The sequence below is a fragment of the Brevibacillus schisleri genome, from assembly GCF_055685845.1.
In genome coordinates this window covers 4,749,174-4,774,528 of record NZ_JBVNDM010000001.1, presented here as the reverse complement: position 1 = coordinate 4,774,528, position 25,355 = coordinate 4,749,174, and the positions used below count along the sequence as shown (strand labels likewise).

The 25,355-nt window shown below is 49.0% G+C and carries 23 protein-coding genes and 1 riboswitch; of the genes, 13 read left to right on the top strand and 10 right to left on the bottom strand.

Annotation, left to right across the window (positions count from 1 at the left end; genetic code table 11):
- Positions 1 to 47: 47 nt before the first annotated feature.
- From ACUUHJ_RS22760 to ACUUHJ_RS22745, 4 genes are all read left to right on the top strand, one after another.
- The gene (locus ACUUHJ_RS22760; protein WP_173627437.1) at positions 48 to 872 is read left to right on the top strand and encodes an aldo/keto reductase; all 825 of its coding nucleotides are present in this window, start codon (positions 48 to 50) and stop codon (positions 870 to 872) included.
- A 186-nt stretch (positions 873 to 1,058) separates the two neighbouring features.
- Positions 1,059 to 1,805, top strand: a complete 747-nt coding sequence (locus ACUUHJ_RS22755) for an IclR family transcriptional regulator (RefSeq protein WP_015892448.1) — start codon at positions 1,059 to 1,061, stop codon at positions 1,803 to 1,805.
- Between the two features lie 122 nt (positions 1,806 to 1,927).
- Complete coding sequence (locus tag ACUUHJ_RS22750; RefSeq protein ID WP_289673907.1) at positions 1,928 to 2,560, top strand: TetR/AcrR family transcriptional regulator; 633 nt, start codon at positions 1,928 to 1,930, stop codon at positions 2,558 to 2,560.
- Positions 2,561 to 2,569: 9 nt separating this feature from the next.
- Positions 2,570 to 3,073, top strand: coding sequence for a DUF4188 domain-containing protein (locus tag ACUUHJ_RS22745; protein WP_472299998.1), 504 nt, complete (start codon positions 2,570 to 2,572; stop codon positions 3,071 to 3,073).
- 84 nt (positions 3,074 to 3,157) lie between these two features.
- Here ACUUHJ_RS22745 and ACUUHJ_RS22740 read toward each other — a convergent pair whose 3' ends face one another.
- The 3 genes from ACUUHJ_RS22740 to alr form a co-directional block, all read right to left on the bottom strand.
- The gene (locus ACUUHJ_RS22740; protein ID WP_289673906.1) at positions 3,158 to 3,481 is read right to left on the bottom strand and encodes a DUF3892 domain-containing protein; all 324 of its coding nucleotides are present in this window, start codon (positions 3,479 to 3,481) and stop codon (positions 3,158 to 3,160) included.
- A 147-nt stretch (positions 3,482 to 3,628) separates the two neighbouring features.
- Positions 3,629 to 5,221 carry an alkaline phosphatase family protein gene (locus ACUUHJ_RS22735; protein WP_289673905.1) on the bottom strand — a complete coding sequence of 531 codons (1,593 nt, stop codon included), beginning with the start codon at positions 5,219 to 5,221 and terminating at the stop codon, positions 3,629 to 3,631.
- A gap of 79 nt (positions 5,222 to 5,300) precedes the next feature.
- Positions 5,301 to 6,482 (bottom strand): alanine racemase, encoded by a 1,182-nt coding sequence (alr, locus tag ACUUHJ_RS22730; RefSeq protein WP_472299997.1) that lies wholly within the window; start codon positions 6,480 to 6,482, stop codon positions 5,301 to 5,303.
- 689 nt (positions 6,483 to 7,171) lie between these two features.
- Here alr and ltrA point away from each other — a divergent pair.
- Entirely contained in the window at positions 7,172 to 8,434 is a 1,263-nt protein-coding gene (ltrA, locus tag ACUUHJ_RS22725; RefSeq protein WP_106834678.1) for a group II intron reverse transcriptase/maturase, read from the top strand.
- A 114-nt stretch (positions 8,435 to 8,548) separates the two neighbouring features.
- On the opposite strand, the gene acnA is transcribed toward ltrA, so the two are convergent.
- Positions 8,549 to 11,278: an aconitate hydratase AcnA gene (gene acnA, locus ACUUHJ_RS22720; RefSeq protein WP_472299996.1), complete on the bottom strand. Its 2,730-nt coding sequence runs from the start codon at positions 11,276 to 11,278 to the stop codon at positions 8,549 to 8,551.
- A gap of 287 nt (positions 11,279 to 11,565) precedes the next feature.
- Here acnA and ACUUHJ_RS22715 point away from each other — a divergent pair, with 287 nt between their 5' ends.
- From ACUUHJ_RS22715 to ACUUHJ_RS22705, 3 genes are read left to right on the top strand one after another with little or no spacing between them, the layout of a single operon-like run.
- Positions 11,566 to 13,323 carry an ABC transporter ATP-binding protein gene (locus ACUUHJ_RS22715; RefSeq protein WP_472299995.1) on the top strand — a complete coding sequence of 586 codons (1,758 nt, stop codon included), beginning with the start codon at positions 11,566 to 11,568 and terminating at the stop codon, positions 13,321 to 13,323.
- Between the two features lie 15 nt (positions 13,324 to 13,338).
- A complete protein-coding gene (locus ACUUHJ_RS22710) occupies positions 13,339 to 14,001 on the top strand; it encodes a response regulator transcription factor (RefSeq protein ID WP_208759454.1) in 663 nt (220 codons plus the stop codon).
- Positions 13,998 to 15,062: a sensor histidine kinase gene (locus ACUUHJ_RS22705; protein WP_472299994.1), complete on the top strand. Its 1,065-nt coding sequence runs from the start codon at positions 13,998 to 14,000 to the stop codon at positions 15,060 to 15,062. Before ACUUHJ_RS22710 ends, ACUUHJ_RS22705 begins: the two co-directional genes overlap by 4 nt.
- A gap of 63 nt (positions 15,063 to 15,125) precedes the next feature.
- Here the strand turns inward: ACUUHJ_RS22705 and ACUUHJ_RS22700 are convergent, their stop codons facing one another.
- From ACUUHJ_RS22700 to ACUUHJ_RS22680, 5 genes are all read right to left on the bottom strand, one after another.
- Positions 15,126 to 16,151 carry a ThiF family adenylyltransferase gene (locus ACUUHJ_RS22700; protein ID WP_289673900.1) on the bottom strand — a complete coding sequence of 342 codons (1,026 nt, stop codon included), beginning with the start codon at positions 16,149 to 16,151 and terminating at the stop codon, positions 15,126 to 15,128.
- A 4-nt stretch (positions 16,152 to 16,155) separates the two neighbouring features.
- Positions 16,156 to 16,863: a molybdenum cofactor biosynthesis protein gene (locus ACUUHJ_RS22695; protein ID WP_289673899.1), complete on the bottom strand. Its 708-nt coding sequence runs from the start codon at positions 16,861 to 16,863 to the stop codon at positions 16,156 to 16,158.
- A 103-nt stretch (positions 16,864 to 16,966) separates the two neighbouring features.
- On the bottom strand, positions 16,967 to 17,785 hold the full coding sequence (locus ACUUHJ_RS22690) for a radical SAM protein (RefSeq protein ID WP_472299993.1): 819 nt from the start codon (positions 17,783 to 17,785) through the stop codon (positions 16,967 to 16,969).
- Between the two features lie 12 nt (positions 17,786 to 17,797).
- Entirely contained in the window at positions 17,798 to 18,511 is a 714-nt protein-coding gene (locus ACUUHJ_RS22685; RefSeq protein WP_289673897.1) for a 2OG-Fe(II) oxygenase, read from the bottom strand.
- Positions 18,504 to 19,043 carry a methylated-DNA--[protein]-cysteine S-methyltransferase gene (locus tag ACUUHJ_RS22680; RefSeq protein ID WP_289673896.1) on the bottom strand — a complete coding sequence of 180 codons (540 nt, stop codon included), beginning with the start codon at positions 19,041 to 19,043 and terminating at the stop codon, positions 18,504 to 18,506. Before ACUUHJ_RS22680 ends, ACUUHJ_RS22685 begins: the two co-directional genes overlap by 8 nt.
- A gap of 172 nt (positions 19,044 to 19,215) precedes the next feature.
- Between ACUUHJ_RS22680 and moaC the strand changes: the two genes are divergently transcribed.
- The 5 genes from moaC (at position 19,216) to ACUUHJ_RS22655 (ending at position 24,418) form a co-directional block, all read left to right on the top strand.
- Positions 19,216 to 19,698: a cyclic pyranopterin monophosphate synthase MoaC gene (moaC, locus tag ACUUHJ_RS22675; protein WP_289673895.1), complete on the top strand. Its 483-nt coding sequence runs from the start codon at positions 19,216 to 19,218 to the stop codon at positions 19,696 to 19,698.
- Between the two features lie 3 nt (positions 19,699 to 19,701).
- Positions 19,702 to 20,958: an MFS transporter gene (locus ACUUHJ_RS22670; protein WP_289673894.1), complete on the top strand. Its 1,257-nt coding sequence runs from the start codon at positions 19,702 to 19,704 to the stop codon at positions 20,956 to 20,958.
- A 51-nt stretch (positions 20,959 to 21,009) separates the two neighbouring features.
- Positions 21,010 to 21,124, top strand: a riboswitch (SAM riboswitch).
- A gap of 82 nt (positions 21,125 to 21,206) precedes the next feature.
- Positions 21,207 to 22,388: an aminotransferase class I/II-fold pyridoxal phosphate-dependent enzyme gene (locus tag ACUUHJ_RS22665; protein WP_472301229.1), complete on the top strand. Its 1,182-nt coding sequence runs from the start codon at positions 21,207 to 21,209 to the stop codon at positions 22,386 to 22,388.
- A 154-nt stretch (positions 22,389 to 22,542) separates the two neighbouring features.
- On the top strand, positions 22,543 to 23,013 hold the full coding sequence (locus tag ACUUHJ_RS22660; protein ID WP_016742085.1) for a hypothetical protein: 471 nt from the start codon (positions 22,543 to 22,545) through the stop codon (positions 23,011 to 23,013).
- A gap of 196 nt (positions 23,014 to 23,209) precedes the next feature.
- On the top strand, positions 23,210 to 24,418 hold the full coding sequence (locus ACUUHJ_RS22655) for an aminotransferase-like domain-containing protein (RefSeq protein ID WP_015892428.1): 1,209 nt from the start codon (positions 23,210 to 23,212) through the stop codon (positions 24,416 to 24,418).
- 54 nt (positions 24,419 to 24,472) lie between these two features.
- On the opposite strand, the gene ACUUHJ_RS22650 is transcribed toward ACUUHJ_RS22655, so the two are convergent.
- Positions 24,473 to 25,291, bottom strand: coding sequence for an alpha/beta fold hydrolase (locus ACUUHJ_RS22650; protein ID WP_472299992.1), 819 nt, complete (start codon positions 25,289 to 25,291; stop codon positions 24,473 to 24,475).
- Positions 25,292 to 25,355 lie beyond the last annotated feature (64 nt).

The window sequence follows — 25,355 nt, the reverse complement described above, 5'->3', positions numbered from 1 at the left end:
ACTTTCTTAATGTAAGTACATATCAGCGTTAGACGGGAGGAGATCCAATGGCAACACATATCACAGATCATTCCGTTTTGAACAACGGGGTGAAGATGCCCTGGCTGGGTCTGGGTGTCTGGAAGGCAAAAGACGGAAACGAAACATTGGCCGTCCGATCCGCGATTGAGGCGGGTTATCGCAGTATAGACACGGCAGCTATCTACGGCAACGAAGCCGGAGTAGGCGAAGGAATTCGTCAAGCCGGGATTGATCGCGATCAATTGTTCATCACGACCAAGGTGTGGAATGCGGATCAAGGCTACGAGTCAACGCTGAAAGCTTTTGATGAAAGTATGAAAAAGTTGGGTACCGATACGCTGGATTTGTACCTGATTCACTGGCCCGTAAAAGGCAAGTATGTAGATACATGGAGAGCCTTGGAAAAGCTATACCGCGATGGATATGTACGTGCGATTGGCGTCAGTAATTTTCATAGCCACCACCTCGAGGATTTACGCCAACATAGCGAGATCATTCCAGTTGTCAACCAAGTCGAGTATCATCCCTTGCTTACCCAAAAAGAGTTGCATGCGTATTGCAAAGAGCACCACATTCAACTAGAGGCATGGAGCCCGTTGATGCAAGGAAATCTCGATCATCCTCTCTTGGTAGAATTGGGACAAAAATATGGCAAGTCTCCTGCGCAAATTGTGCTTCGCTGGGATTTGGAAAATCAAGTGGTGACCATTCCGAAGTCGATCACACCAGAGCGGATTCGTCAGAACGCAGATGTTTTTGATTTCACCCTCAGCACAGAGGATGTAGAAAAAATCACTGCCCTAAATGACAACAAGCGTTTTGGGCCAGACCCCGATCATTTTGATTTTTAAAGGGAAAAAATAACATAGAAAAGGGAAGCCGAAGCAGGTCGGCTGCCCTTTTTTCTTTCCATTCTGTAAGCTGACAATCGGATTCGCTCTTTACTATGCTTTATTTTTTCGTATACTGAAAAGTAGCATATTCGTTTCATCAGATGAAACGATCGGAACAAAGTAGGAAGCAGGTGTCAAACACTTATGGAAGAAGAACAAAAAGCAAACGTTCGGGCAGTCGATCGGGCTTTGGATATCCTGCTCTGTTTTACAGACGCGACGGATCTGGGCCTGAGTGAGATAGCGAGTCGACTCTCCTTGCACAAAAGTACCGTGCATCGTTTGCTGGCAACGCTGGAGAACAAAGGGTTTCTGATACGAGATGTCCAGACGGAGAAGTATCGACTTGGGTTTCGAGTTTGGGAGTTATCCGCCAATTTGTCGCAAAACGATGATCCAGCGACATTGCTGCTGCCGGAGATGGAGCGATTGCGGGATTTGGTGGAGGAAACGATCAGTCTGTATGTGCGGGATGGAAACGAGCGGATACGCGTACAGGCAGTCCAAAGCAAGCAGCCGATTCGCAGGGTGGCGCCAATTGGGGCGCGTATGCCACTTGCGGTGGGAGCATCGAGCAAGGTACTCGTTGCTTACGCAGAACCTTTCATTTTGCAGGAAGTCATCAGCGATCCGAATTGGCCTGACTTTGTGAACAAGGAGTCTTTCATTGAGCAATTGGATCAAATCAGGAAGCAAGGCTTCGCGACTAGCGTGGAGGAACGGGAGCTGGGGACAGCAGCCGTAGCCGTCCCGATATTCAACCGCAACGGACAATTGGTAGCGTCTATTGCAGCGTCTGGTCCATCCAACCGCCTGACTCCTGAAAAAATGAGCCAATATGCGCCTTACATCATGGAAGCAGCCTACCGAATGGGAAAAATGATGAAATAACGAAGAAGCCAGCACACCGCCACGAGGTGCTGGCTTTTTTGTTACTCAAATAAAAAACTTTACTAAAGTTAATTTATATACTATGATGAACACAGATAAAAATAGGAAAAAAGGAGTCCAAGATGGCAGAAGCATTAACTCTACGTGAGAAAAAGAAAGCCAAAACCAAATTAGCCCTTCTGGACGCTGCCTTGGAGCTTATAGGCGACGGGAGCTTCCGAAATGTACTGGTGGATGACATTTGCGAACGAGCAGAGGTGTCGAAGGTCACATTCTTTAAATTTTTCCCGCAAAAGGAAGAACTCCTGGTTTATTACATGAGCATTTGGCAAGCAGAGTGTTTCATTGAACTGCAGAGTACTGGCAAGAGAGGCTGGGAAGCGGTGCGGCATATTTTTGCCAAGGTTACGAGCGATGGTGTGAAGCAGCCGGGGATCATGCTTAGCCTTATCAGCTTTTTAGCCGAGCAAAAAATGCACCCGAGTGTCCCGCTTCTATCTGATGCCGAATTGCATTTGCGCTTCCCCGCACATGAGGAGAGAGAAGCCATTAGAGCTACTGATCTGCATCAGCTTTTCCAAAAGTGCGTGCAAGAAGCAGCCGAGGATGGTCAGCTGGCCCTTCACCTTTCGGAGGAGGAAGCCGTTATTTTGCTATTCTCGATGTTTTACGGAGCTTATCTAACGGCTCATTTGTTTCATGTGTCTGATTATATGGCGTGTTACGAACTGCATCTCAAATCATTGATAAGGTAGGGGAGTCGGATGGCAAAAGTAGTTCCGGGGCGTTTTACAGCACAAATGGAAGGATCTTTCGTCGTATTTATCATCGGGATGCGAATCAATCGTATGCTTGCAGTTCACAAGTGGATGCCAGTAGCCAATGCGATGGGAGGCATGATGCGGGAGTTGTATCAGCACCCGGAGCTCGGACTATTGGGGCACACTTCGCATTTTAATCTGCGTGAAATCACCCTGATCCAGTACTGGCGATCCTATGAGCATCTGGAAAATTACGCGAGAAAAAACCACAATCATTTGAGCGCGTGGAAGAAGTTCAACCAAGCGGTAGGAACGGATGGAACGGTTGGGATTTTTCACGAGACGTACTTGGTCGATGCAGGAAAATACGAATGCCTATACGGAAATATGCCTGTCTGGGGATTGGCCAAAGCGGGTGAGCATCTACCGGCTGTAGGAAAAAGGGAGACGGCACGCCGCCGTTTGGGCGGTGAGAACGAGCCAGCGGTTCCTACTCCTACACAATAAGAGAAGAAACCTCGGAAGCAATTACATTCTGTCGTAAATAAGCAGAAGGTCGCCCCGATTCTGCTGTGGGCGACCTTTTTGCCGTTAAAAGTCGGGCAGACGATCCAAATTATTTTCCTTGATGCCGTCTGGCTCACTGCGCAGAATGTCTCTTCCGTATTTGTGAAACACGTCTACATGAGCCAGCTTGCCAGCCTTTGCATCGTTTAGTGCGGTGATATAGTCGAGCTCTCGGCCAGTGTCTGTTTTAAAGGCGATCAAGTCTCCGTCGTCGTTTTTCCTGACGGCCACGATTTGCTCTTTTCCGTTATTGGTCAGTGGACTGTTATCATCATTTTCCTGGATCGCCTGTTGTTCTCCAGCATTTTTGTACGCTTCATAAATTTGTTCAAAGCTCCGTTGATCCATGTATCATCCCTCCTCATCAATAGGGTGCCTAAAATGGAGGAGAACATGTATTCGTTTTGGTTTTCGGGGACTATGCTCGCTGTGCATTTAGAGGAAGTAAGGTCGCTGCTATCCGCACCGAAACCCGCCCTTTCTCTAAAATCTGCCTCACTCGGTTGTCAGGCGCAGCAGCCAGTCTTTCAAGTCGACGATACGCAAAGTTTTGGGCCCCATCGTTGTCCCGGTTACCAGAAGGGGAACGAGTGAGTCTACCTCGTGCAAGGAACCGTGTGCCGCTCCGCCGATATGAGTGGGAGAGCTTTCGGTGATGAGCTCATGCCCAGGCTGAACAGTAACGACCACATATCTGCCTTCATGCGAATTCATCGCGCCGTAGAGCCTCGCCAAAGCGTCCGGATATTTCCCATACGTGATCCGGTTCTTGGTAATGGTCAAATCGAGCAGACGCGGATCACCGCTGAAGGTCCATGTTTGACCATATGGATCGGTAAAGGGACCGTTTGGTTGGTAGGAAAACTGTCGGTTGATCTTACCTGCTGATACGATAATCTTTTGGTTTTCCTTACGCGCAATGATGTCCAGCTTCGGTTCACGCTGCAAACGACTTACGATATCGGATAACGGAATACGCGAGTCCAGGGCATAAATATAGGCCATCCGTTCATTGGTCGAAATCACGACTTGGTCAGTAGGGGTGACAGGCTGACTGATTTTGGCTATACGATAGTCGGTCAATAAGCTGCGCAAGTCAATGGTAGCGGTCTTGCGATCATTCAGAACAGGGGTCTGTCCACTGTCTCCCATGACGATCCACCGCGCTTCTTTGATTGCCTTGTCCCACGAGCCAAATGCATCGAGTACGGTCTGAAGCGCTTTATCCGCTTTTTCAATCCCTTCGATCGTAGCGGGTCCCTTCTTATGTACTTCCATATCATTTTCCGGCAAGTAGGTTATGGTAAGAGGGGGGAGCTTCTTATTGGCGATGAGATAGGCAGCCTCCTGCGCGGAAAACTCATCGTTCATCCCGTATTTTCGCCAAATGCGCTTTTCACGCTTTTGATTCGGATCAAGCTGGGCAAATGCTGCATACGACATCAATTTTGGTCCGGTCACATTCAGTTCACTTGGCAAACGTGTGCCGAAATCAATGAGACGAGGGATTTGTAAGGTGTGGGGCGTTTTGCCTCGCCATAGAATCGCATTGATGGAAGCGGTATCCTTGCCTTTTTCCGCCAATTCTTCATGGATGGTTTTCGTATGCGGGTTGAGCTGGACCAGGTTTAGTTGATGAAGGATATCTAGCAGCACTTGTGGCTGATCGATCTTCAGACCTTCTTTGGGACCATACCCGTAATAAACCATCCGCTTTTCCTTGTTGCTGAACCAGGATAATCCCGGTACATGATGCTCATTGGCATACGTCCCTGTAAGGAGGGTGCTGTCGATCGTTACCGACATGGTGGGAAACGAGCTCACAACTTGCGGGTAATAGCGCCCATTTGCAAGCAAATAACCCAAAGCAGGAGCGCGACCTTGCCGGATTGCTTCTTGCAGTGGTGTGTCCATTAACGAATCAATGAGAATGAGCAGGACAGGCTTTTGCGATTCATTTCTCTCAGCTGAGGGTTGAGCCTTGAGGCTATGCTGACGGATTTGGGGAGCTGAGTCTGGCTTGCAACTGATCACAGTCAGACTCAGCGCCAACAGGAGAAGGATGGCGTATGTGAATCGTGACTTCATGTTCCCATTCCTTTTTGGAGAATTTGGTTTTCCCTATTTTTTGTTTTTGCGGAAAAATTATTCTCCAAGCCTGCCTCATTTACCCTTCCGGCAACAGATGAGAAATCTCTACAACCACCCCTTTTTCCAAAAAGAGGCGCGGGATGCGATTACTGAGGGTGGCAACGACTTCATAATTAATCGTTCCGAGCATTTCGGCAATTTCATCGACAGGAATCTCGCGGTTTCCTTGCTTGCCGTAAATCACGACTTCATCGCCTTGCTTTCCACTGCCATCTCCCAAGCTGACCATCATCTGATCCATTGTCACTCGCCCTGCGATTGGCAAACGTCTGCCTCGATACAGAACAAATCCCCGGTTAGAGAGCGCGCGCGAATACCCGTCGGCATAACCGATTGGAACCGTCCCGATGACTTCTCCGGGTTTTGCTATGTAGGTAGCGCCATAACTGATGGTAAACGGTGGCGTCTGCATTGTCTTCACATAGGAAAAGCGCGATTTCAAGCTGAGAGCCGGAACGAGCTTGACGCGATTGAGTTGGCGGATATAAGCGGATGGGTATAGCCCATACATGCCGATTCCGAGGCGGATCATATCGGCGCTGTATTCGGGAAAAGCAATGGTAGCAGCGGTGTTGCACATGTGGACGGTTGGAAGCTCGAAGCCTCGGTCCTTCAGATAACGAAGATACTGAACAAACAACTCGTGCTGCGCTTTGGTCAATGTGTGATCAGGTTCATCCGCAGTGGAAAAATGGGTGAAGATTCCGGTCCATGCAAGCGAAGTGCTGGAAGTTAAGGACTTCACGACTGAAAGCAACGCAGATTTCGTCCGTACGCCCAAACGTCCCATACCTGTATCGATGTTGATATGGATGTTTAGACGATTAGTGAAAGCTGTTGATTTGATTATTTTATCGGCTTTTTTGATCCAGTCGGCCTGGAAGGCAGACAGGTCAATATTCCAGGCAATCGCCTCCTTGACACGTGAAAGGGGCGTGAATCCCAGCACGAGGATAGGGGCTACAATTCCCGCCTTTCGCAAGACGATGCCTTCTTCCAGAATGGCGACAGCGAGGGAAGTAGCCCCGTACTCAAGGGCATGGCGTGCTACTCCGACAGAACCATGGCCATAGGCATTTGCTTTTACAACCGCCATGATTTTCGTCTGTTTAGGAATATGCCGGCGTATCGCCTGAATGTTTTTCTTGATGGCATCGAGATTTACCTCAATCCAGGTTTCGCGAAACAACTGATTCATCACGAATCCCTCCCTTTTTCTGGGAAACAATCCCTCTTTCATGCGTATTCATCGCATCTTCCACTTAAGCGTGGCCTATCAGGAAGGGAACGTAAAAAGAGCAGACTGCCGAATACTCGGAGTCTGCCCTTTTTGGTGCGCCCAGCATGGGCGATAACTCTAGGGTGTAAGTCCCGAACGGGGGTTGGCTGTACCAACCGTTAGCTCAAGGCAAGGGTGTCTACCGTGAGGTGGAATCTGGAGGAAGCCGGCGGCAAAGTCCCGACCTGAGGTACACGAATCCAATTTGAGGCTGTTGTATTCGGGCGAGTCTGCTGAACAAGACGAAGCCCTATACAGCCAAGGAATACAGCAGTAAACTTGGGCAGGTACATGGGATGAAAGTTATCGTTCTTACCTGGGGAGGTCTGCATGAAGTGCCTTCAAATGTTGGTAACCGTCTCCGTAAGGAGTCGCTGAACATGCAGAAGTCAGCAGAAGCCATAGTACCCAAGTATAGGACGCTTGAACGGGGAAGGGCTGAACATTAAGTCAACACATCCGCTAATCACTTTCGTGATCAAACTGTGAAGCAGAATTCCGTAAGGAACTACTCTTGGAGAATAAGGGTGAAGCCCTGAGGGTACAAGAGAGGGCTGAGTATTGACCGACAAGACTAGAAGGATGCGTGCGAAGGAAAGGGTATCGTCATGGAGTTGTTGGAGAAAGTCCTATCACGGGAAAATCTATTAGTGGCGCTCGAAAGAGTGGAAAGAAACAAAGGATCGGCGGGAATCGACAGTGTTTCAACCGAACAACTGCGCGATTATATCCGTGAACACTGGTTAACCATTAAAGAACAGATTATGAAAGGAACCTATAAACCTTCCCCTGTCCGCAGAGTCGAAATCCCGAAAACTGACGGAGGGGTAAGGTTATTAGGTATTCCTACCGTGATAGATCGCTTAATCCAACAAGCCATTCTCCAAGTTCTTACTCCCATATTCGATCCCCACTTTTCAGAATCCAGTTTCGGATTCCGACCGAATCGCAGTGCGCATGACGCTATGAGACAAGCACAATCTTATATTTCCGAAGGATATCGCTTTGTCGTAGATATGGACTTAGAGAAATTCTTCGACCGGGTAAATCACGATATTTTAATGAGTCGGGTTGCCCGAAAAGTAAAAGACAAAGCTTTGTTGAAACTTATTCGCGCATACTTACAAGCAGGCATCATGATCAATGGAGTCTGCCTCTCGGCAGTAGAAGGCACACCACAAGGTGGCCCGCTTAGTCCGTTATTGGCGAACATCCTGCTTGACGACTTGGATAAAGAGCTGGAAAAGAGAGGACATCGCTTTTGTAGATACGCAGACGATAGCAACATCTACGTGAAAACAAAGCGGGCGGGAGAACGGGTAAAAGAGAGTATCCAAAACTACTTGGAGAAGGTACTTAAGCTAAAAGTAAATGAGCAGAAAAGTGCAGTGGATCGACCTTGGAAACGTAAGTTCCTCGGTTTCAGTTTCACTAACGCAAAGCAAGCAAGGATTCGGCTTCATCCAAAATCACTTCTGAAGTTGAAAGAGAAAATCCGCTTCATCACAAATCCGGTATGGAGCATCTCTATGGATGAAAGGATTCGGAAGCTAAACCAGTATCTCATGGGATGGGTTGGATATTTCGCCCTTGCAGATGCAAAGAAAATTCTACAATCCATCGAAGAATGGATACGGCGTAGACTCCGACTTTGCTTGTGGTCTCAGTGGAAGCGAATAAAAACCCGATATCGAGAACTTCGTTCTCTGGGTTTATCACACGTCCAAGCAATAGAAATTGCAAACACCCGAAAGGGTGCGTGGCGTTCCACAAAGACTCCTCAAATACACAAAGCCCTCGGAGTTGCATACTGGCAACAACAAGGGCTGAAAAGTTTAGTACAACGATATTCTGTTCTTCGTCAAGCTTGATGAACCGCCGTATACCGGACGGTACGTACGGTGGTGTGAGAGGACGGGAGTTAGTCACTCCCTCCTACTCGATTTGGGTGGGTGCTGATACGAACTTATTTTTTATTCGTTTGCTTACGCGTTTACTGGTTTGCCTTCATCCAGCAATTGACGCAGAACCGTTTGCAGGATACCACCATTGCGGTAGTAGTCTACGTCTACCATGGAATCGAGGCGCACGATTACTTCGAATTCGAAAGTGCTGCCGTCTTTCTTCGTTGCTTCCACTTTTACGCGTTGACCAGGTTGAACATCATCGGAGAGACCCACAATGTTGAAGGACTCAGTACCGTCGATGCCGAGGGACTTCCAGCTTTGGTCACCAGCGAATTGCAGAGGCAGAACGCCCATACCAACCAGGTTAGCACGGTGGATACGCTCGAAGCTCTCAGCGATAACTGCTTTGATACCCAAGAGGAATGTACCTTTTGCTGCCCAGTCACGGGAAGAACCAGTACCGTACTCTTTACCAGCCAGTACAACGAGTGGAGTACCGTCTGCTTGATACTTCATGGAAGCATCGTAGATGGACATTACTTCGTCAGTTGGCAAGTATTTGGTTACGCCGCCCTCAGTTCCTGGAGCTACTTGGTTGCGGATACGGATGTTTGCAAATGTACCGCGCATCATTACATCGTGGCTACCACGACGAGCACCGTAGGAGTTGAAGTCTTTGCGCTCTACGCCGTTTGCTTGCAGATACAGACCTGCTGGGCTAGTTGGCGAGATGTTACCAGCTGGGGAGATATGGTCAGTTGTCACAGAATCACCGAAGAGTGCGATGGTGTTCGCTGCTTTGATGTCTGCGATCTTAGCGATTTCTCCAGCCAGGTTTTGGAAGAATGGCGGTTCTTGGATGTACGTGGATTTTTCATCCCACTCGTACAGGTCGCCAGTTGGAACGTCGATTTTGTTCCAAGCTTCGTTTTGTGTGAACACTTGGCCGTACTCAGCGCGGAACAGAGCAGGATTCATCGCTTTGTCCATTGCAGCTGCGATCTCTTGTGGAGTTGGCCAGATGTCTTTCAAGAATACAGGTTGACCATCTTTGCCAGTGCCGATTGGCTCTGTAGTCAGGTCGATATCTACAGTACCTGCCAGTGCATAGGCGATAACCAATGGAGGAGAAGCGAGGTAGTTCGCTTTAACCTGTGCATGGATACGACCTTCGAAGTTACGGTTACCGGAGAGTACCGCTGCAACTGTCAGATCTTCGTCTGCGATAGCTTTGCTGGTTTCCTCTGGCAATGGACCGGAGTTACCAATGCAAGTGGTGCAACCATAACCTACTACGTTGAATCCGATAGCATCCAAGGAGTCGATCAGACCAGCGTCAGTCAGGTATTGTGTAACTACGCGGGAACCTGGAGCCAGGGAGCTTTTTACGAAAGCAGGCTTTTTCAGGCCTTTTTCCACAGCTTTTTTCGCCAGGATACCAGCACCCAGCATTACGCTAGGATTTGATGTATTGGTACAGGAAGTGATCGCTGCGATTACAACCGCACCTGTTTTCAGCGTAGCTTTTTCACCGTTTGGATAAGCAACTGGTGCGCTAGCTGCGATTTTCTCTTCAGAGAGACCAAATCCGCCTTTGTCGATCGGCGTACGGAGGCTGTTATTGAAGGATTCCTTCATAGCAGTCAGTTCTACGCGGTCTTGAGGACGTTTTGGACCAGCCAAGCTAGGTACGACTGTGGACAGATCCAGTTCCAATGTTTCGGAGAATACTGGGTCAACAGTCTCGTCAGTACGGAAGAGACCTTGTGCTTTGGTGTAAGCTTCAACCAAGGAGATGAGGTCTTCTTCACGACCGGTTTGACGCATGTAGTTGAGTGTTTCAGCATCTACTGGGAAGAAGCCCATTGTAGCGCCGTACTCAGGTGCCATGTTTGCTACGGTAGCGCGGTCAGCCAGCGAGATGTTGGACAGGCCTGGTCCGTAGAACTCCACGAATTTACCTACAACGCCTTTTTTACGCAGCATTTGCGTAACAGTCAGAGCGAGGTCAGTTGCAGTTGCACCAGCATTCAGTGTGCCAGTCAGTTTGAAACCAACTACTTCTGGCGTTACGAAATACAGAGGTTGGCCGAGCATTCCTGCTTCTGCCTCGATACCACCAACACCCCATCCAAGAACACCAAGACCGTTGATCATAGTGGTGTGGGAGTCAGTACCTACGAGAGAGTCAGGGAAAGCAACCAATTCGCCATCTACTTCACGAGTAGCGATTACAGTTGCGAGGTACTCCAAGTTTACTTGGTGAACGATACCAGTAGCTGGAGGAACCGCACGGAAGTTGTCAAACGCAGTTTGTGCCCAACGCAGGAAGCGGTAGCGCTCTTGGTTGCGTTCGAATTCCAATTTCATGTTGTTGTCCAGAGCGGACGCGTTACCGAAATCGTCAACCATGACGGAGTGGTCGATAACGAGGTCAACTGGAACCAATGGGTTGATTCGTTTTGGATCTCCACCAGCGCGCTTCATCGCGATGCGCATCGCTGCCAAGTCAACTACAGCCGGTACACCAGTGAAGTCTTGCAGAACGATACGAGCTGGCATGAGAGGAACTTCTTGGTTTTCGTCGCGGCCTTTTGTCCAGGTCGCCAATTGTTGTACGTGTTCTTTGGTGATCGCACGGCCGTCGAACTGACGTACAGCAGCCTCGAGCAGAACTTTAATGGAGAACGGCAGTTTGGAAACATCGCCCAATCCTTGTTCTTCCAACCCTTGCAGGCGATAATAAGCAAAAGACTTGTCGCCTACTTGCAGGGATGACTTTACTTTGTAAGCATCTTTGTTAGCCAATGTATACAACCTCCCTATAATATCTTGGAGTTTCATCTGGTGAAACGTTGTTTCGTTTCTTCATTACGAACCTATTATATACGATTTGTTTCCCGGCTTCTACCCCAAATTCATCATTTATATACAAAAATCACAGGTAAAGAAAATTGGATCAGAAACGTCTTCTTATTAGAAAGAAGATAATTGCACGCACTTCAATATTATCCCGTTTATATTTCGTTTACATTCATGCAGTATCTTATCACTTGTAAGTGAAAATGAGGAGGAAAAAGGGGAGAAATGAACGAATGGAACAAACCAATCGCGTAGCGAAATGGGGAAACTGGCGGCCTTTTTTTCGATTAATAAGGGGAACAAAGCCATCCAAGCTAAAAATCGGTGTCGCATTGTTCATGAGCATCGCCACTACACTGGTGAGCTTAGTGATTCCGCTGTTTACGAAGGATTTGGTGGACAGCTTTTCCCTGTCTACGATCACCACACCACAAATCATTCTATTGATCGTTGCCTTTGTCGCACAAGCCATTGCAGGAGGACTGTCCATCTACTTATTAAATCATGTCGGCGAGAGTGTGGTGGCCTCACTCCGTGAACGACTATGGAAAAAACTGCTCGTCCTGCCGATCTCTTATTATGATAACAACCGGACAGGTGATACGATCAGTCGAATGACCAACGATACCGGCGTTGTAAAAAGCCTGATTACGGAGCACCTCTCGAGCTTTTTCACAGGATTGATCACAATTGTTGGTTCTGTGGTAACCTTGCTCTACCTCGATTGGCAAATGACGTTAACCATGCTCATTGCTGTGCCGCTGTGCATCGGGATTCTCATGCCGCTTGGCAGTCAGATGTACAAAATATCGAAAGGTCTGCAAAATGAGACTGCCAGCTTTACAACCATTATGAATCAAGTGCTCCAAGAGATGCGGCTCGTCAAATCATCGAATGCTGAAACTCACGAACTGGGAATGGGAACAAAAGCAATCGGAAATTTGTTCCGATTCGGGTTAAGAGAAGGAAAAGTCCAAGCCGTCATTGGACCGCTAATGTCCTTTATCCTGATGGTGCTGCTCGTGGTTGTGATCGGCTATGGTGGCATGCGCGTGTCCATGGGAGCATTGACAGCGGGTGAACTGGTTGCGTTTATTTTGTATCTGGTGCAAATTGTCATCCCGCTGGGGCAATTCACACAGTTTTTCACCTCGTTACAAAAAGCCATGGGGGCAACCGAAAGAATCATATCGACTCTGGACGCTGAAGAGGAAGATCTTCTCACAGGACGGACGCTTGAAAACGCAGGACTGCCCATCCATTTGAGCCATGTGAGCTTCGCGTATGAGAACGGGGAAAAGATTCTCGATGATGTCAGCTTTACGATTGGGGCCGGAAAAGTAAATGCGATTGTCGGACCGAGCGGCAGCGGCAAGACGACGTTGTTTTCCTTGGTTGAAAGATATTACCAGCCAATCAGTGGAGAAATTAGGCTGGGCAATGATCTCGTCACGGATTTTTCCTTGAAGTCATGGAGAAGTCAAATCGGCTACGTGTCTCAGGAAAGTCCATTGATCGCCGGAACCATCCGAGAAAATATTTGCTACGGGATTTCACGGACGGTTAGCGACGAGGAGCTGAAGGAAGCGGCAAAGATGGCTTATGCCGATCAATTTATTGAGGAATTGCCGAATAGCTATGAGACAGAAGTAGGGGAGCGAGGCATGAAGCTATCGGGTGGACAGCGCCAACGAATCGGCATTGCCCGTGCACTGCTTCGCGACCCGCAAATCTTGATGCTGGATGAAGCTACCTCTAGTTTGGACAGCAATTCCGAGATGATCGTCCAGAAGGCGTTGCAAAATTTGATGAAGGGACGTACCACCCTTGTGATTGCCCATCGCTTGTCGACTGTGGTGGAAGCAGATCAAATCATCTTTTTGGAAAAGGGAAAAATCACAGGTATCGGTACACATGACGAGCTTTTTCAAACCCATGAGATGTACCGGGAATTGGCTAGTCAGCAATTGCTCGTAAAAGAGAGGGTGTAGAATGTGACCACGATTATGGTAGTCGACGACGATCCACATATTCGCGAGCTCGTCAGCGTCTTCTTGCGCAATGAGGGCTTTACGATAGTGGAAGCTGTTGACGGACAAGAGGCACTGGACAAACTTGAGTCGGTTGCCGCCCAACTGGTGATTCTTGACATCATGATGCCGAACATGGACGGCTGGGAGTTGTGTCGAAAGCTTCGCGAGCATTATGATTTTCCCTTGCTCATGCTGACTGCGAAGGGAGAGACCTCGCAAAAAATCAAAGGCTTTGAGCTAGGGACAGACGATTATTTGGTGAAGCCGTTTGATCCGCAGGAGCTGGTCGTCCGGGTAAAAGCGCTGCTCAAGCGCTACCGGATTGCCGCTTCGCATCAGGTTCAAGCAGGAAATCTCCTACTTGATCGTAAAACGTTTGCAGTCGCCAGTGGCACGAAAACATGGACAATTCCACTAAAGGAGTTCGAGCTGTTGTTCAAACTGGCCAGCTATCCCGGGCAGACCATTTCCCGCGAGCAGCTGATCGAACAAATATGGGGTTATGATTTTGAAGGAAATGAGAGGACGGTAGACGTGCATATCAACCGATTGCGGGAGCGTTTTCCGGAAGCGATGTACGGCTTTTTGATCCGGACGGTCCGGGGACTTGGTTATCGTTTGGAGATTGTCGTATGAAAAAGAGGCGACAAGACGAACATTCCTATATTTTGCTGAAAAAAATCGTAGGAGTTGTGGGCATATGTGCTGTTTTTGCCTTGTGCGGGCTAGGTGCATACGGGATTACCACTCTCTTTTATAGCTATATGGGCTATCATCCCAATGATCTTGTAAAAGTGTTGATCCATTCCGTTTTGAACTGCATGTTGTTTATTGGGGTTGGGATAATTATTTCTTTCTTCACCATGTCAAGGCATCGGGGCAGGTTTCAACCATTGATTGATGCGCTCAGACGAATTGCCATGGGGGATTTTCGAGTCAATCTCGATATCAAGCTGGCGAATGAATGGGGGGAGCTGGTGGACGGCATTAACCATGTGGCGGAACAATTAAATGAAATGGAGAAGCTACGTCAGGAGTTCATCTCCAATGTTTCCCACGAAATTCAATCACCTTTGACGTCCATCAGCGGGTTTGCTCGCGCCCTGCATAATGAAAGACTTCGCCCAGAAGAGCGCATTCGTTACCTGGAGATTATCGAGTCGGAAAGCAAGCGGCTGTCCAAGATCAGCGACAACCTGCTCAAGCTCACTGCGCTAGAGGGCATCCAGCATGATTTAGAGCGGAAGCGGTATCGGTTGGACACGCAGCTACGCGCACTCATCCTCGCCAGCGAGCCGCAATGGATGGCGAAAGAGATTGAAATGGACATAGACTTGGAAAAAGTCGAAATCGTCGCCGACGAGGATATGCTGAGTCAAGTCTGGACCAACTTACTTGGCAACAGCATCAAATTCACGGAGGCAGGCGGGAAAATCAGCGTAAAGCTGAAGACGGTAAACGGTGAAGTGCTCGTGAAAATAACCGACACGGGAATCGGGATATCCAAGGAAAATCAGGAGCGCATTTTCGAAAGATTTTTCAAGGCGGACTTATCGCGAAACAGAGCCAATTCGGGCAGCGGCTTGGGGCTGGCGATCGTGAAAAAAATCATCGATTTGCATCATGCTACGATTGTCGTTGAGAGTGAAGAAGGGAAAGGTACCACGTTTACGATTACCTTTATTCAAACGGCATAAAAAAGCTGCCCCTTCGTCCGAGTGACGGTCTGGGACAGCTTATTTTTATTACGGGTAAACCAGTTACGCGCCGATATACTTGGCATGAAGCGAACGTGCCAGGCTGACGTCATCTGTGCCTTGCACGAGGACGCGACCATCCGGGAAAATAACGAGCGTGTACGTATCAACACGGAAACGCAGCAAAAACTTGTTTTGTTCGACTTGTCCTAAAGGGAAAAGTCTAGCTGCCAATGCATGTAGATCAAGTGTCATTGCAGCGGCGGGTGAGATTTGTACGGTGTCTCGACCGCAAAGCGAAACGGCTTGTCCATCTTGGGTATCCGGCTGCAAAAACGAAAATTGCTTCTGCCCACATGTCGGACAGTCGTCTCGGCGGGCATTGACCACCTTGATTTGCTGATGGCGGTTATGCCAAATCTCAAAGTGCTCCAAATTCGGATTGAGTTCATCCGTTGCGCCTACTAACAGCTTGAATGCTTCCGTTGCCTGATAGGAGGCGACGATGTGAATGATCGGTCCGATGACGCCAGCTGTGTCACAGGTAGGCATCTCACCCGGGTTTGGCGCTTCAGGGAAAAGACAGCGCAAGCAAGGTGTAATTCCCGGACGAATCGCGGTAAAGGTTCCGGTCGCACTCACAGCGCCACCGTACACCCACGGGATACGATGTTTAACGCAAACATCGTTCACGAGGTATCTCACCTGAAAATTATCCGTCGCATCCAAAACGAGATCGACATCTGCCAGCAATTCCTCCGCATTGTAAGCGGTGAGGTCTGCGACGATCGGTTCGATGGTAACGGCTGAGTTGATCTTCGTCAGCTTGGCGTGAGCGGCGATTGCCTTTGGCAAATGCTCGGCTGCATCGGATTCGTCGTAGAGCATTTGACGCTGTAGGTTGCTCGGCTCGACGAAGTCGCGGTCAATGATGCGGACAAAACCTACTCCAGCCCGAACCATATGATTGGAGAGAACCGTTCCGAGCGCTCCCATACCGACAATGGCTACACGGCTTTGACCGAGTTTTTCTTGTCCACTGCGCCCGATCGGATGAAACAATATTTGACGGGAATAGCGAGTATCCAAGGCGTTACTCCACCTTTCCTTCTGGCATCGCAAGCGGATTCCACGGCCCTTGTTGATGTCCCTTCCACTCGCTTCCATCTTCCCACATTTCTTTTTTCCAAATAGGAACGATCTGCTTGAGTCGTTCGATAGCATAACGGCCTGCTTCAAACGATTCATTGCGATGCGCTGTTGCAACGGCACAGACAACTGCAATCTCTTCCACAGTCAAATGACCGATACGATGGTGCATCGCGACTTGTGCTCCCGGCCAGCGTTCCTCGATCTCTGCTGCGACCTGCTTCATTTTTTCAACCGCCATAGGCGCATAGGCTTCATAGGACAAATACACGGTGCGCTGACCATGGGTAAATTCCCGAACAGTTCCGACAAAAGTAAGGATCGCGCCTGCATGCGGGTTGCTCACCAGACGAACGAGCTTGTCCGCAGAAATAGGCTCCTCGGTAATGGCAAAGCGCGGGTCTTCTTCTCCGCCGCTTACTGGAGGTAAGAGGGCAATCTCGTCGTCGACTGAAATGACCTGATTTTTCGCTGCATATTCATGGTTGATGGAGACAAAACAACTGCCCAAAAGCGCAGAGAGCGCAGGATATTCTTTTTCCACTGCTTGCAGAAGATCGCTAACGGTAGCACCTTCAGATAAGGTCAACTGTACTTCCCGGGCATTCGCACGTTCGGCGAGTCCGGCAAATAACAAGATCGTAATGGTCAAGACAATTCCTCATTTCCCTGGATGATACTACTCTCTAGGCTAGACGATATCATAAACCGATCAAAGTTGCCAATGAATGGGGTGTTACAATCCATGGTTGATGCTAAGGGGCGAAGCCTTCCTGACTCAAATAAATTTGATCCGGGGGAAAAACACGCAATAGCCGATCATAGACGATCCGATAGGCGGAAGGATCATACCATTGCTCCAGTCCAAGCTGTTCATAGAGAGCGGGAATGCCGTTTCTTTTCGTGCGTTTACCGCCGCTGCCATCTCCCATATAAAAATCGTCGACACAGACACGGGTGACCAGGGGACGCAAAATCTCCGGGAATGACTCACTGCTCGGTAAAACAGGGGCAATCGTTGCTTGTGTAGGGATGCCTGCTTCCGACAAGCGCTGGAGTGTTTTGAGCCGCGCTTGAATAGGGGGAGCTTGTGGGCTAAAGTGCCTGCGAATCTCCTCCAAATCGGTCTCGACGGTCATGCTGACGCGGACACGATCACCCAGCAGGAGCAACAAATCGGCATCCCGCCAAACCAAGGGACTTCGAGTCTGCACCAGCAAAAAATCAGGTGGATTCTCTACCATGACTTCGAGTAAAGACCTCGTTACCTTTTCCGTTTGTTCGATGGGCTGGTATGGGTCTGTACTCGAAGACATGAAGATGGTCACCTTTCCTTTTTTCTTAGCCCGCAAAAGCTCCTTGCGCAATAAATCGGCAGCTTGCTGTTTGATATCTACCCACGTGCCCCATTGCTCGTTGCGAAACAAAGAGACAGGCATTTGCCGAACATAGCAATAGGAGCAGGCGAAAGAACAGCCTGTATACGGATTGAGCGAATGGGTGTAATCCGCAAGAAATCCGCTTCCTTTATTAAGGAGGGTTTTCGGCATTTTATAGGAAAGGATGCTTTTCATATGGGGCGTTCCTCACTTTGCATCATGAAAAATAATTCCGAGGCTGTAGCGCTTTCCGGAGGTAATCGTGCTGACACCGTGGCGTAGCGTATTTTTATAGTAGCCTCGCGTTCCCTGCACAGGACGGTAGGATGTCGGGAAAATCAGGCCAGCACCTTGCTCCAAGGTTATCACATGTCCCCGGCTCTGTGCGCGCGGCCGTTGCTCCATCAGTTGAAATTCTCCGCCCCTGTAGTCCTTCTCCTTTTGATTCAAGGCAAAAACCACTTGAAACGGGAAGAACACTTCACCGTACATATCCTGATGCAAGCAATTATAGCCACCTGTCTCGTATTTTAAAATCAATGGAGTAGAGCGCAGCTGACCCTGATCGTGACAGTGGGCCAAAAATTCAGGGAGGGTAGCAGGATAAATAGCTTCGCGACCAAGCATTTCCAGCCACCGATTTGCAGTCTGCGCAAGCATCGGATAAAAGCCTTCGCGAAGCTCCTGCAAAAGCGGGGGAAGGGGAGCCTGATAATAGCGATATTCTCCTTCACCGAAACGGTACCGCGCCATCTGGATCGTATTGCGAAAAAGCTCATCCTGTCCATATGTAGCGATTAATTCCTCGCACGCATCCGCGTTTATTAAGGAAGGAAAAGCAGCATACCCTTGTTCATCCAGCTCCTGTTGCATGGATTGCCAGTCGAGTGCAGCAATCCTTTCTGTCACTGATTTAGCCATGCTTCACACCCCGATTTGCCTTTTTCTCCAGATCGAGCAGAGTTGTCTTCATGGGCAGTCCTCCGCGATAGCCAGTCAGTGAACCGTTTTTACCGACGACGCGGTGGCAGGGGACCGTAATGAGAACCGGATTGGCACCGATTGCGGCACCGACGGCACGAACAGCAGCGGGCTTTTCAATGATGTTTGCAATGTCGGTGTACGATGCCGTTTGACCGTATGGGATTTGGCGCAGTGCCTCCCAGACAGCGAGCTGAAAAGGCGTTCCAGACAGGTCGCAATCCATGGAAAAATGCTCGCGCGTCCCCTGCAAATACTCCATTAGTTCTGTTGCAAAAGGCTTTAGCCACGGATCGTCTTGCACCAGTGCACTGTGTGGGCGATGCTTTTCAACCCACGATTCCAATTCAGCAAATGGCTGGTTGACTGAGCCGACATAACAAAGCCCGGCAGCCGTTGCAGCCAAATAAATGGTCCAATCCCCATGTCTCAGCATTGACCAACGTACCGTCTGATCCTTCTTCGTTTCCATTCCCATATGCCTCCTTTGAGCTGTGTACGCACAGTATATCTCCCTCACTTGTTCTTCGTACGTTTTTAGGAGTGGATGAGCAAGATAACGAAACTACGCCATCTACATTCCCATTGCTTTTATCCAGCGGCGGGAGTAAGGTAGGAGAAGATAGAGGAGGAACGATACTCGTATGACTGATCAATTAACACATTTTAATGAACAAAATCGAGCGCGGATGGTAGACGTGTCTGAGAAGGACGTCACAAAACGGGTGGCTGTAGCCGAGAGCCAAATCAGCATGAAACCCGAAACCCTCGCCCGAATCCGCGAAGGTCGAATCGAAAAGGGCGATGTACTCGCCGTAGCACAGGTAGCAGGTGTCATGGCTGCCAAAAAAACGTGGGAAATCATCCCGATGTGTCATCCGCTGCCATTGACTGGCATCGACATACAATTTGCTTTTGTAGACGAAACGACGCTTGCGATTACAGGAACCGTGAAGACGACAGGGAAAACAGGCGTTGAGATGGAGGCTTTGACCGCTGTAAGCGTAGCGGCTTTGACGGTGTATGACATGTGCAAAGCGATGGATAAAGAAATGATAATCGGTCCGACCAGTCTGGAATCCAAAACAGGCGGAAAAAGCGGCGATTTCCATCGGGGAGAGAAGTAAGCCATGAGGCAAAAGTGGGAATCCTATCCGAGCAGCATTCGTTTATTGGCGATTGCTGCCGTCATTTTTTCTACCGGAATGGCATGTATTTGGCCGCTGGTCACGATTTATATTCATAACCATCTCGGAAAGCCGCTGACTGTAGCCGGCTTCTTGTTGCTTTTAAACCAAGGCGCATTCTTGATCGGAAGTATTGTCGGCGGGATGCTGTTTGACCGCTGGGGCAAAATGCGCACCATCATTGTCGGTTCCATCGGTGTTATCCTGATTTCGCTCGGATTAGGTGTTACGGAGGATTTTACGATATATGTTGTGCTGCTTCTGTTGAATGGACTGTTTTATGGATTACTTTCTCCGGTGATGAATGCATTGGCCATAGTTTTGTGGCCGGACGGAGGACGTAAAGGAATCAATCTGATTTATGTCACGCTCAATGTGGGGGTAGCTGCCGGTTCTGCGTTGGGCGGCTTTTTGGCAAGTGTGTCATTTGCCTGGACGTTTTTTGGTAATGCCATCTCACAAGTAATCGTCCTCGCCATGTTCCTACTCATTTTGCCCCGTCAGTTAAAAATGGTGGAACACCAACGCCAAAACTCGACGGCTGGACAAAGCATGCCTGAGCAAGCAACTACTGATGTGCTGCGACAACCACAGCAAGAGTCAAAGGTGGTATGGGGTGCCTTGCTGCTATTATGCGGGGGACTATTAATTAGCTGGATTGTCTATGTACAATGGACAACGGTGCTGTCGACCTATATGCAATCCTTGGGCATTTCCCTCCGTCAATACAGTCTGTTGTGGACGCTGAACGGCGGCTTGATCCTGTTTGGTCAGCCACTGATTGCGTGGGTCATTCGACGCTTTGCGCGAACGCTAAAAGCCCAAATGCTCTTGGGCGCCTATATTTTTGCCTTGTCGATGTTGATTTTGTCGCAATCAACGGCTTATGCAGGCTTTGTGGCGGGGATGTTCATCATGACGCTGGGCGAAATGCTCGTGTGGCCAGCGGTGCCAGCAGTAGCTGCACAGTTTACGCCAGAGGGACGAGAAGGTTTCATTCAAGGACTGATTGCAGGGACTGGATCAGCTGGGCGGATGCTCGGGCCACTGCTCGGCGCATTCATCTTCCAATCGATTCACGCGCAGGGACTATTGTTCGTGATGGCGGGCTTGTGTCTGTTGTCTGTCGCCTTCTTTGCCTTCCACACCTCTTTTCACAAAAGAAGGCATCAAGTGCCGGTACACAATCAAGCATCTTGACACGGTTTACGTGCTCAAGTAGTATGGTATAGACGAAAAAACAGTATATTTGACTTATTCAGAGAGGTGGAGGGACTGGCCCTATGAAGCCCGGCAGCGGATCTGTTCCATGTGATGGACAGATGCTGTGCCAATTCCAGCAGGATTTTTTCCTGACAGATAAGGACGTGACCAAGCTGATCTCCCCCTTTTTCTGTATGGAAAAAGGGGGTTTTACTGTATTGGCCCAAGAAAGGAATGGAAGAAAGATGCGCATTCAACATGCCGATATGATTGATCGACTCCCTACCCAGTTTTTTGCGACCCTGGTGGCAAAAGTAAACAAGGTCATAGCTCAAGGCCATGACGTCATTAACCTGGGGCAGGGCAATCCTGATTTGCCAACACCGCCGCATATTATTGAAGAATTACAGGCGCAAGCGGCACAACCACTCCATCACAAATATCCGCCTTTTCAGGGACGTGTGGAACTGAAGCAGGCAGTGGCTCATTGGTATAAGCAAGAATTTGATGTGGACCTCGATCCGGAGGAAGAAGTAGCGATTTTGTTCGGCAGTAAAACCGGACTCGTAGAGATTTGCCAAGTACTCATGAACGCAGGCGATGTTGCACTGGTTCCAGACCCAGGCTATCCGGATTATTGGTCGGGGGTTGCAGTCGTAGACGGACGGATGGTTATGATGCCGTTGAAGGCGGAAAATGACTTCTTGCCAGACTACAGCCAGCTGTCCCAGGCTGATTTAGATCGAGCGAAACTGATGTTTCTCAACTATCCGAACAATCCGACAGCAGTCAACGCACCACTCGAGTTCTATGAGGAAACCATTCGTTTTGCCCGAAAACATGAAATCGTCGTCTGCCACGACTTCGCCTACGGAGCTATCAGCTATGACGGGAAAAAGCCGGTCAGCTTCATGCAGGTTCCGGGTGCAAAAGAAGTGGGCGTAGAATTTTATACCTTGTCCAAAACGTACAACATGGCAGGCTGGCGTGTGGGTGCCATGGTAGGTAATCGCGAGCTGGTTCGTCTGATTAACCTCATTCAGGACCATTACTTCGTCAGTCTGTTCGGTGCAGTACAGATGGCGGCAGCCAAAGCGATGACGGATTCGCAGCAGTGCGTCCGCGATCTCGTCGCTGTCTACGAAAGCCGCCGCAATGCATTGTACTCCAATCTGCATCGGATTGGCTGGCAGGCTCCGCCATCTCAAGGTTCGTTTTTTGCTTGGCTTCCTGTTCCAAGCGGCTTCACATCTGTGGAGTTCTCTGACCTACTTTTGGAAAAAGCGCATGTCGTCGTAGCGCCGGGAAATGGCTTTGGCCCGACAGGTGAGGGTTATGTGAGAGCGGCTTTGTTATCCAACGAAGAGCGTCTCGCGGAAGCGGTCCAGCGGATTGAACGGTTGGGGTTATTTACGAAAACAAAATAAAAGCGAGGCAAAATGGCCACACTACCGTATAGATGGAGTGTGGCTTTTTTCTTCTAGAATAAAAATCATTCTCATTATTGACAGATAATGATTTTCATTATACGATGTCATTGTTGTTAATGATAATTAGTCTCAGCTAGAGCGGGAGGGTACCATGCGCTATCAGATTAACGGTTACACGGATATGTATACGGTGATCGCCAACGAGCGAAAAATCGGCGGAGCCATTGAAGCAGGCCAGATTCGCTTGCGGACGGGAGAAGTTTACGCCAATGCTGTTCTCACTCGTTTGGAAATGTCAGGTGCGCATTTTTGCTCGATCGGCTTTGTTACGGAAGAAGGCAAAAGGCTGATTGTCCATGTGAATGATATCAGCATGATCGCTGATGCTCGTCACGTCAACGTATGTGAGCTGACGAACGAATGCATGAGAGTAGAGAAGTCAGCAGAGAGACTGAAGCGATTGAAGCGACTCTGTGAGCTGAATGAAGGCAGCTGTACGCCGACCTTCCAAGAAGAGGCATTGCTGTTGGCAAGCGATATCGGTATGGAAGAAGCGTCCAATCATGTCGACCTCTCCTTCCTTCCACAAACAGAGAAACCACGTGTGTTCCGTATTGCTTAGGAAAATATAGCCCATACATATGGACCCCTTTTTCGTTTCATGCGAAGAGGGGTTTTTTGCATGCAGTGTGTGAAGACTAATGGTTGAACAACCGCTCGACATAGTCAAAACCTATCTGCTCATAGCTAGCAAAGATTGGACTTACGCTGTTGACAGTGATAAAACAAGGATAAGCAAAATCAAGGGGGAACGGAACATGGAGTACTCATTTTCAAAATCTGTAGAAGCACTATCCTCCTCGGCTGTCCGGGAAATCTTGAAGCTGACCCAAGGCAATCAAGTGCTCTCGCTCGCAGGTGGACTGCCAGCAGAGGATTCTTTTCCAATCGCAGAGATGCGCGAAGCGTTTAACCGCGCATTTGAAAAAGGAGCAAAAGCTCTTCAGTACGGATTGACTGATGGATACCTGCCGCTTCGTGAGTGGATTGCATCCCGTATGAAGCAAAAGCATATGAACGTCGGTGCAGATAATATGATCATCACTACGGGCTCTCAGCAAGCAGTTGACTTGTTGTGCCGTGTATATTTAGACGAAGGCGATGTCGTTCTCGTCGAAAACCCTACTTATTTGGCAGCGGTTCAATTGTTCCAATTCCGGGGAATCAAAGCGATTCCGGTAGACGGTGATGCCAATGGGATGGATTTGGACGATCTGGCGAAAAAAATTGCCCAGTATCGCCCGAAAATGGTATACGTCATTCCTACCTTTGCCAATCCGACAGGAAAGGTATGGAGCCTTGAGCGCCGTCTTGGCTTGCTTCGTCAATGCAAGGCGCAAAACATTCTCATCCTGGAAGACGATCCATATGGAGAGATCCAATTTGATGGGGAAGCTCCGTACCGTTCCATTTTCTCACTGGATGAGCATCCGACCGATTGCTGTGTGGTGTACACCAGTACCTTTTCCAAAATTGTCGCACCAGGCTTGCGTACCGGATGGGCTATCGGTGATACACGCGTGATTCAAATGATGGTGAAGGCGAAGCAAGCAGTTGATTTGCAGTCGAGCACAATCGACCAGTACGCTCTGTATGAACTGCTGTCCCGCTTTGATCTGGAACGTCACATTGAGAAAATCCGCGAGTCCTACAAGGCGCGCATGGAATGGATGCATGAGCTCTTGGTTGCGCAAAACTGGGAGGGCGTACAGTGGGAAAAACCAAGAGGCGGGATGTTCCTCTGGGTGAATCTGCCTGAGCATTTCGATGCAGAGAAGCTGCTGGCCCAATCCGTAAAGGAAGGTGTGGCATTCGTGCCAGGGAAGCCGTTTTATGCAGCCGAGCCGCATCTCAATACGATGCGCTTGAACTATACGCTCTTGAACCGGGAAGACACGGAGCTTGCGATTTCACGACTGGGCAAGGCATTCCATGCCTACAGCGAATCACTGGTGACAAATGTTTAATGGAAGCAAAAAGACAACCATTCTCAAGGGGCTGGTTGTCTTTTTTATGCATGTTTACTGGGATAGCTCTCTTTGTGCCCGATCCAGCCATTCATTTACAAGCTCTGTAAACAGAAGCGGCTGCTCGATCTGCAAATTGTGACCGGCACAATCGAGAGCTGCAAAAGAAGAGCGGGGATAGGCTTCGATGATATCCCAAATATCGCGATAACCGACAGACTGGTCTTGTTTCCCCACAACAAATAGACTCGGATGGGGGAAGGGGGCGGTGTCTAATGGGAAGGAGACGCCATAGGCTTGTCTAATTTTCATGAGAAAAGCAGGGTCAGAAAGCATGTAGCCGTCGATAATCTCTTTTTTATAGCGATTCCACGTATAATCGGTAGCGACTACCGCCATCGACTCAAACTCCGCTCGTTCCGTCTCACTCAACTGCTCCCAGAGGGAAGACTCCTCTACTAGGACGGGTTTATCCGGCAGTGTTCGTTTTTCTTTGTCAGGAATGACATTTGGGCAGATGAAAAGGGCACCCTTTACTTGCTCTCGGCGCTTCTCGATAACTGCTCGTGTAAGATATCCGCCGTATGATTCACCTGCAATGAAAAAGGGCTCACCTGGAATGAGTTGATCGATGAACGCGAGCACAACCTCCAGAATATCGTCTGTGGTGTGGAGATGTTCGTAGTTTTCCGTTTGTCCCATTCCTGGCAGGTCTATGTAAAGCCGTCGGTACCCCGGACGTTTCTCAAAAATCGGTTCCAGACAACCAGTCATGCAGCGGTGATCAAGTGAAAAGCCATGAATCATCACGACAGGAAAACCGCTTCCGATCTCTTCATAATAAAGGTTGACGCCATTGACCTCGCATCTCATAAAAAGCCCCCCAACGACATTTATGTCAGACTGTTTGGAAAGTTTGGAACGTACGTTCTTATTA

What these genes read in the sequence shown, in the direction of transcription:
- ACUUHJ_RS22655 (WP_015892428.1), top strand. Translation starts at nt 23,210, where the DNA reads ATGGAGTACTCATTTTCAAAATCTGTAGAAGCACTATCCTCCTCGGCT.
- ACUUHJ_RS22740 (WP_289673906.1), bottom strand. Translation starts at nt 3,481, where the DNA reads ATGGATCAACGGAGCTTTGAACAAATTTATGAAGCGTACAAAAATGCT.
- ACUUHJ_RS22745 (WP_472299998.1), top strand. Translation starts at nt 2,570, where the DNA reads ATGGCAAAAGTAGTTCCGGGGCGTTTTACAGCACAAATGGAAGGATCT.
- ACUUHJ_RS22735 (WP_289673905.1), bottom strand. Translation starts at nt 5,221, where the DNA reads ATGAAGTCACGATTCACATACGCCATCCTTCTCCTGTTGGCGCTGAGT.
- ACUUHJ_RS22670 (WP_289673894.1), top strand. Translation starts at nt 19,702, where the DNA reads ATGAGGCAAAAGTGGGAATCCTATCCGAGCAGCATTCGTTTATTGGCG.
- ACUUHJ_RS22755 (WP_015892448.1), top strand. Translation starts at nt 1,059, where the DNA reads ATGGAAGAAGAACAAAAAGCAAACGTTCGGGCAGTCGATCGGGCTTTG.
- ACUUHJ_RS22710 (WP_208759454.1), top strand. Translation starts at nt 13,339, where the DNA reads ATGGTAGTCGACGACGATCCACATATTCGCGAGCTCGTCAGCGTCTTC.
- ACUUHJ_RS22660 (WP_016742085.1), top strand. Translation starts at nt 22,543, where the DNA reads ATGCGCTATCAGATTAACGGTTACACGGATATGTATACGGTGATCGCC.
- ACUUHJ_RS22705 (WP_472299994.1), top strand. Translation starts at nt 13,998, where the DNA reads ATGAAAAAGAGGCGACAAGACGAACATTCCTATATTTTGCTGAAAAAA.
- moaC (WP_289673895.1), top strand. Translation starts at nt 19,216, where the DNA reads ATGACTGATCAATTAACACATTTTAATGAACAAAATCGAGCGCGGATG.
- ACUUHJ_RS22650 (WP_472299992.1), bottom strand. Translation starts at nt 25,291, where the DNA reads ATGAGATGCGAGGTCAATGGCGTCAACCTTTATTATGAAGAGATCGGA.
- ACUUHJ_RS22750 (WP_289673907.1), top strand. Translation starts at nt 1,928, where the DNA reads ATGGCAGAAGCATTAACTCTACGTGAGAAAAAGAAAGCCAAAACCAAA.
- ACUUHJ_RS22665 (WP_472301229.1), top strand. Translation starts at nt 21,207, where the DNA reads ATGCGCATTCAACATGCCGATATGATTGATCGACTCCCTACCCAGTTT.
- ACUUHJ_RS22760 (WP_173627437.1), top strand. Translation starts at nt 48, where the DNA reads ATGGCAACACATATCACAGATCATTCCGTTTTGAACAACGGGGTGAAG.
- ACUUHJ_RS22715 (WP_472299995.1), top strand. Translation starts at nt 11,566, where the DNA reads ATGGAACAAACCAATCGCGTAGCGAAATGGGGAAACTGGCGGCCTTTT.
- alr (WP_472299997.1), bottom strand. Translation starts at nt 6,482, where the DNA reads ATGAATCAGTTGTTTCGCGAAACCTGGATTGAGGTAAATCTCGATGCC.
- ACUUHJ_RS22680 (WP_289673896.1), bottom strand. Translation starts at nt 19,043, where the DNA reads ATGGAAACGAAGAAGGATCAGACGGTACGTTGGTCAATGCTGAGACAT.
- ACUUHJ_RS22690 (WP_472299993.1), bottom strand. Translation starts at nt 17,785, where the DNA reads ATGAAAAGCATCCTTTCCTATAAAATGCCGAAAACCCTCCTTAATAAA.
- ltrA (WP_106834678.1), top strand. Translation starts at nt 7,172, where the DNA reads ATGGAGTTGTTGGAGAAAGTCCTATCACGGGAAAATCTATTAGTGGCG.
- ACUUHJ_RS22685 (WP_289673897.1), bottom strand. Translation starts at nt 18,511, where the DNA reads ATGGCTAAATCAGTGACAGAAAGGATTGCTGCACTCGACTGGCAATCC.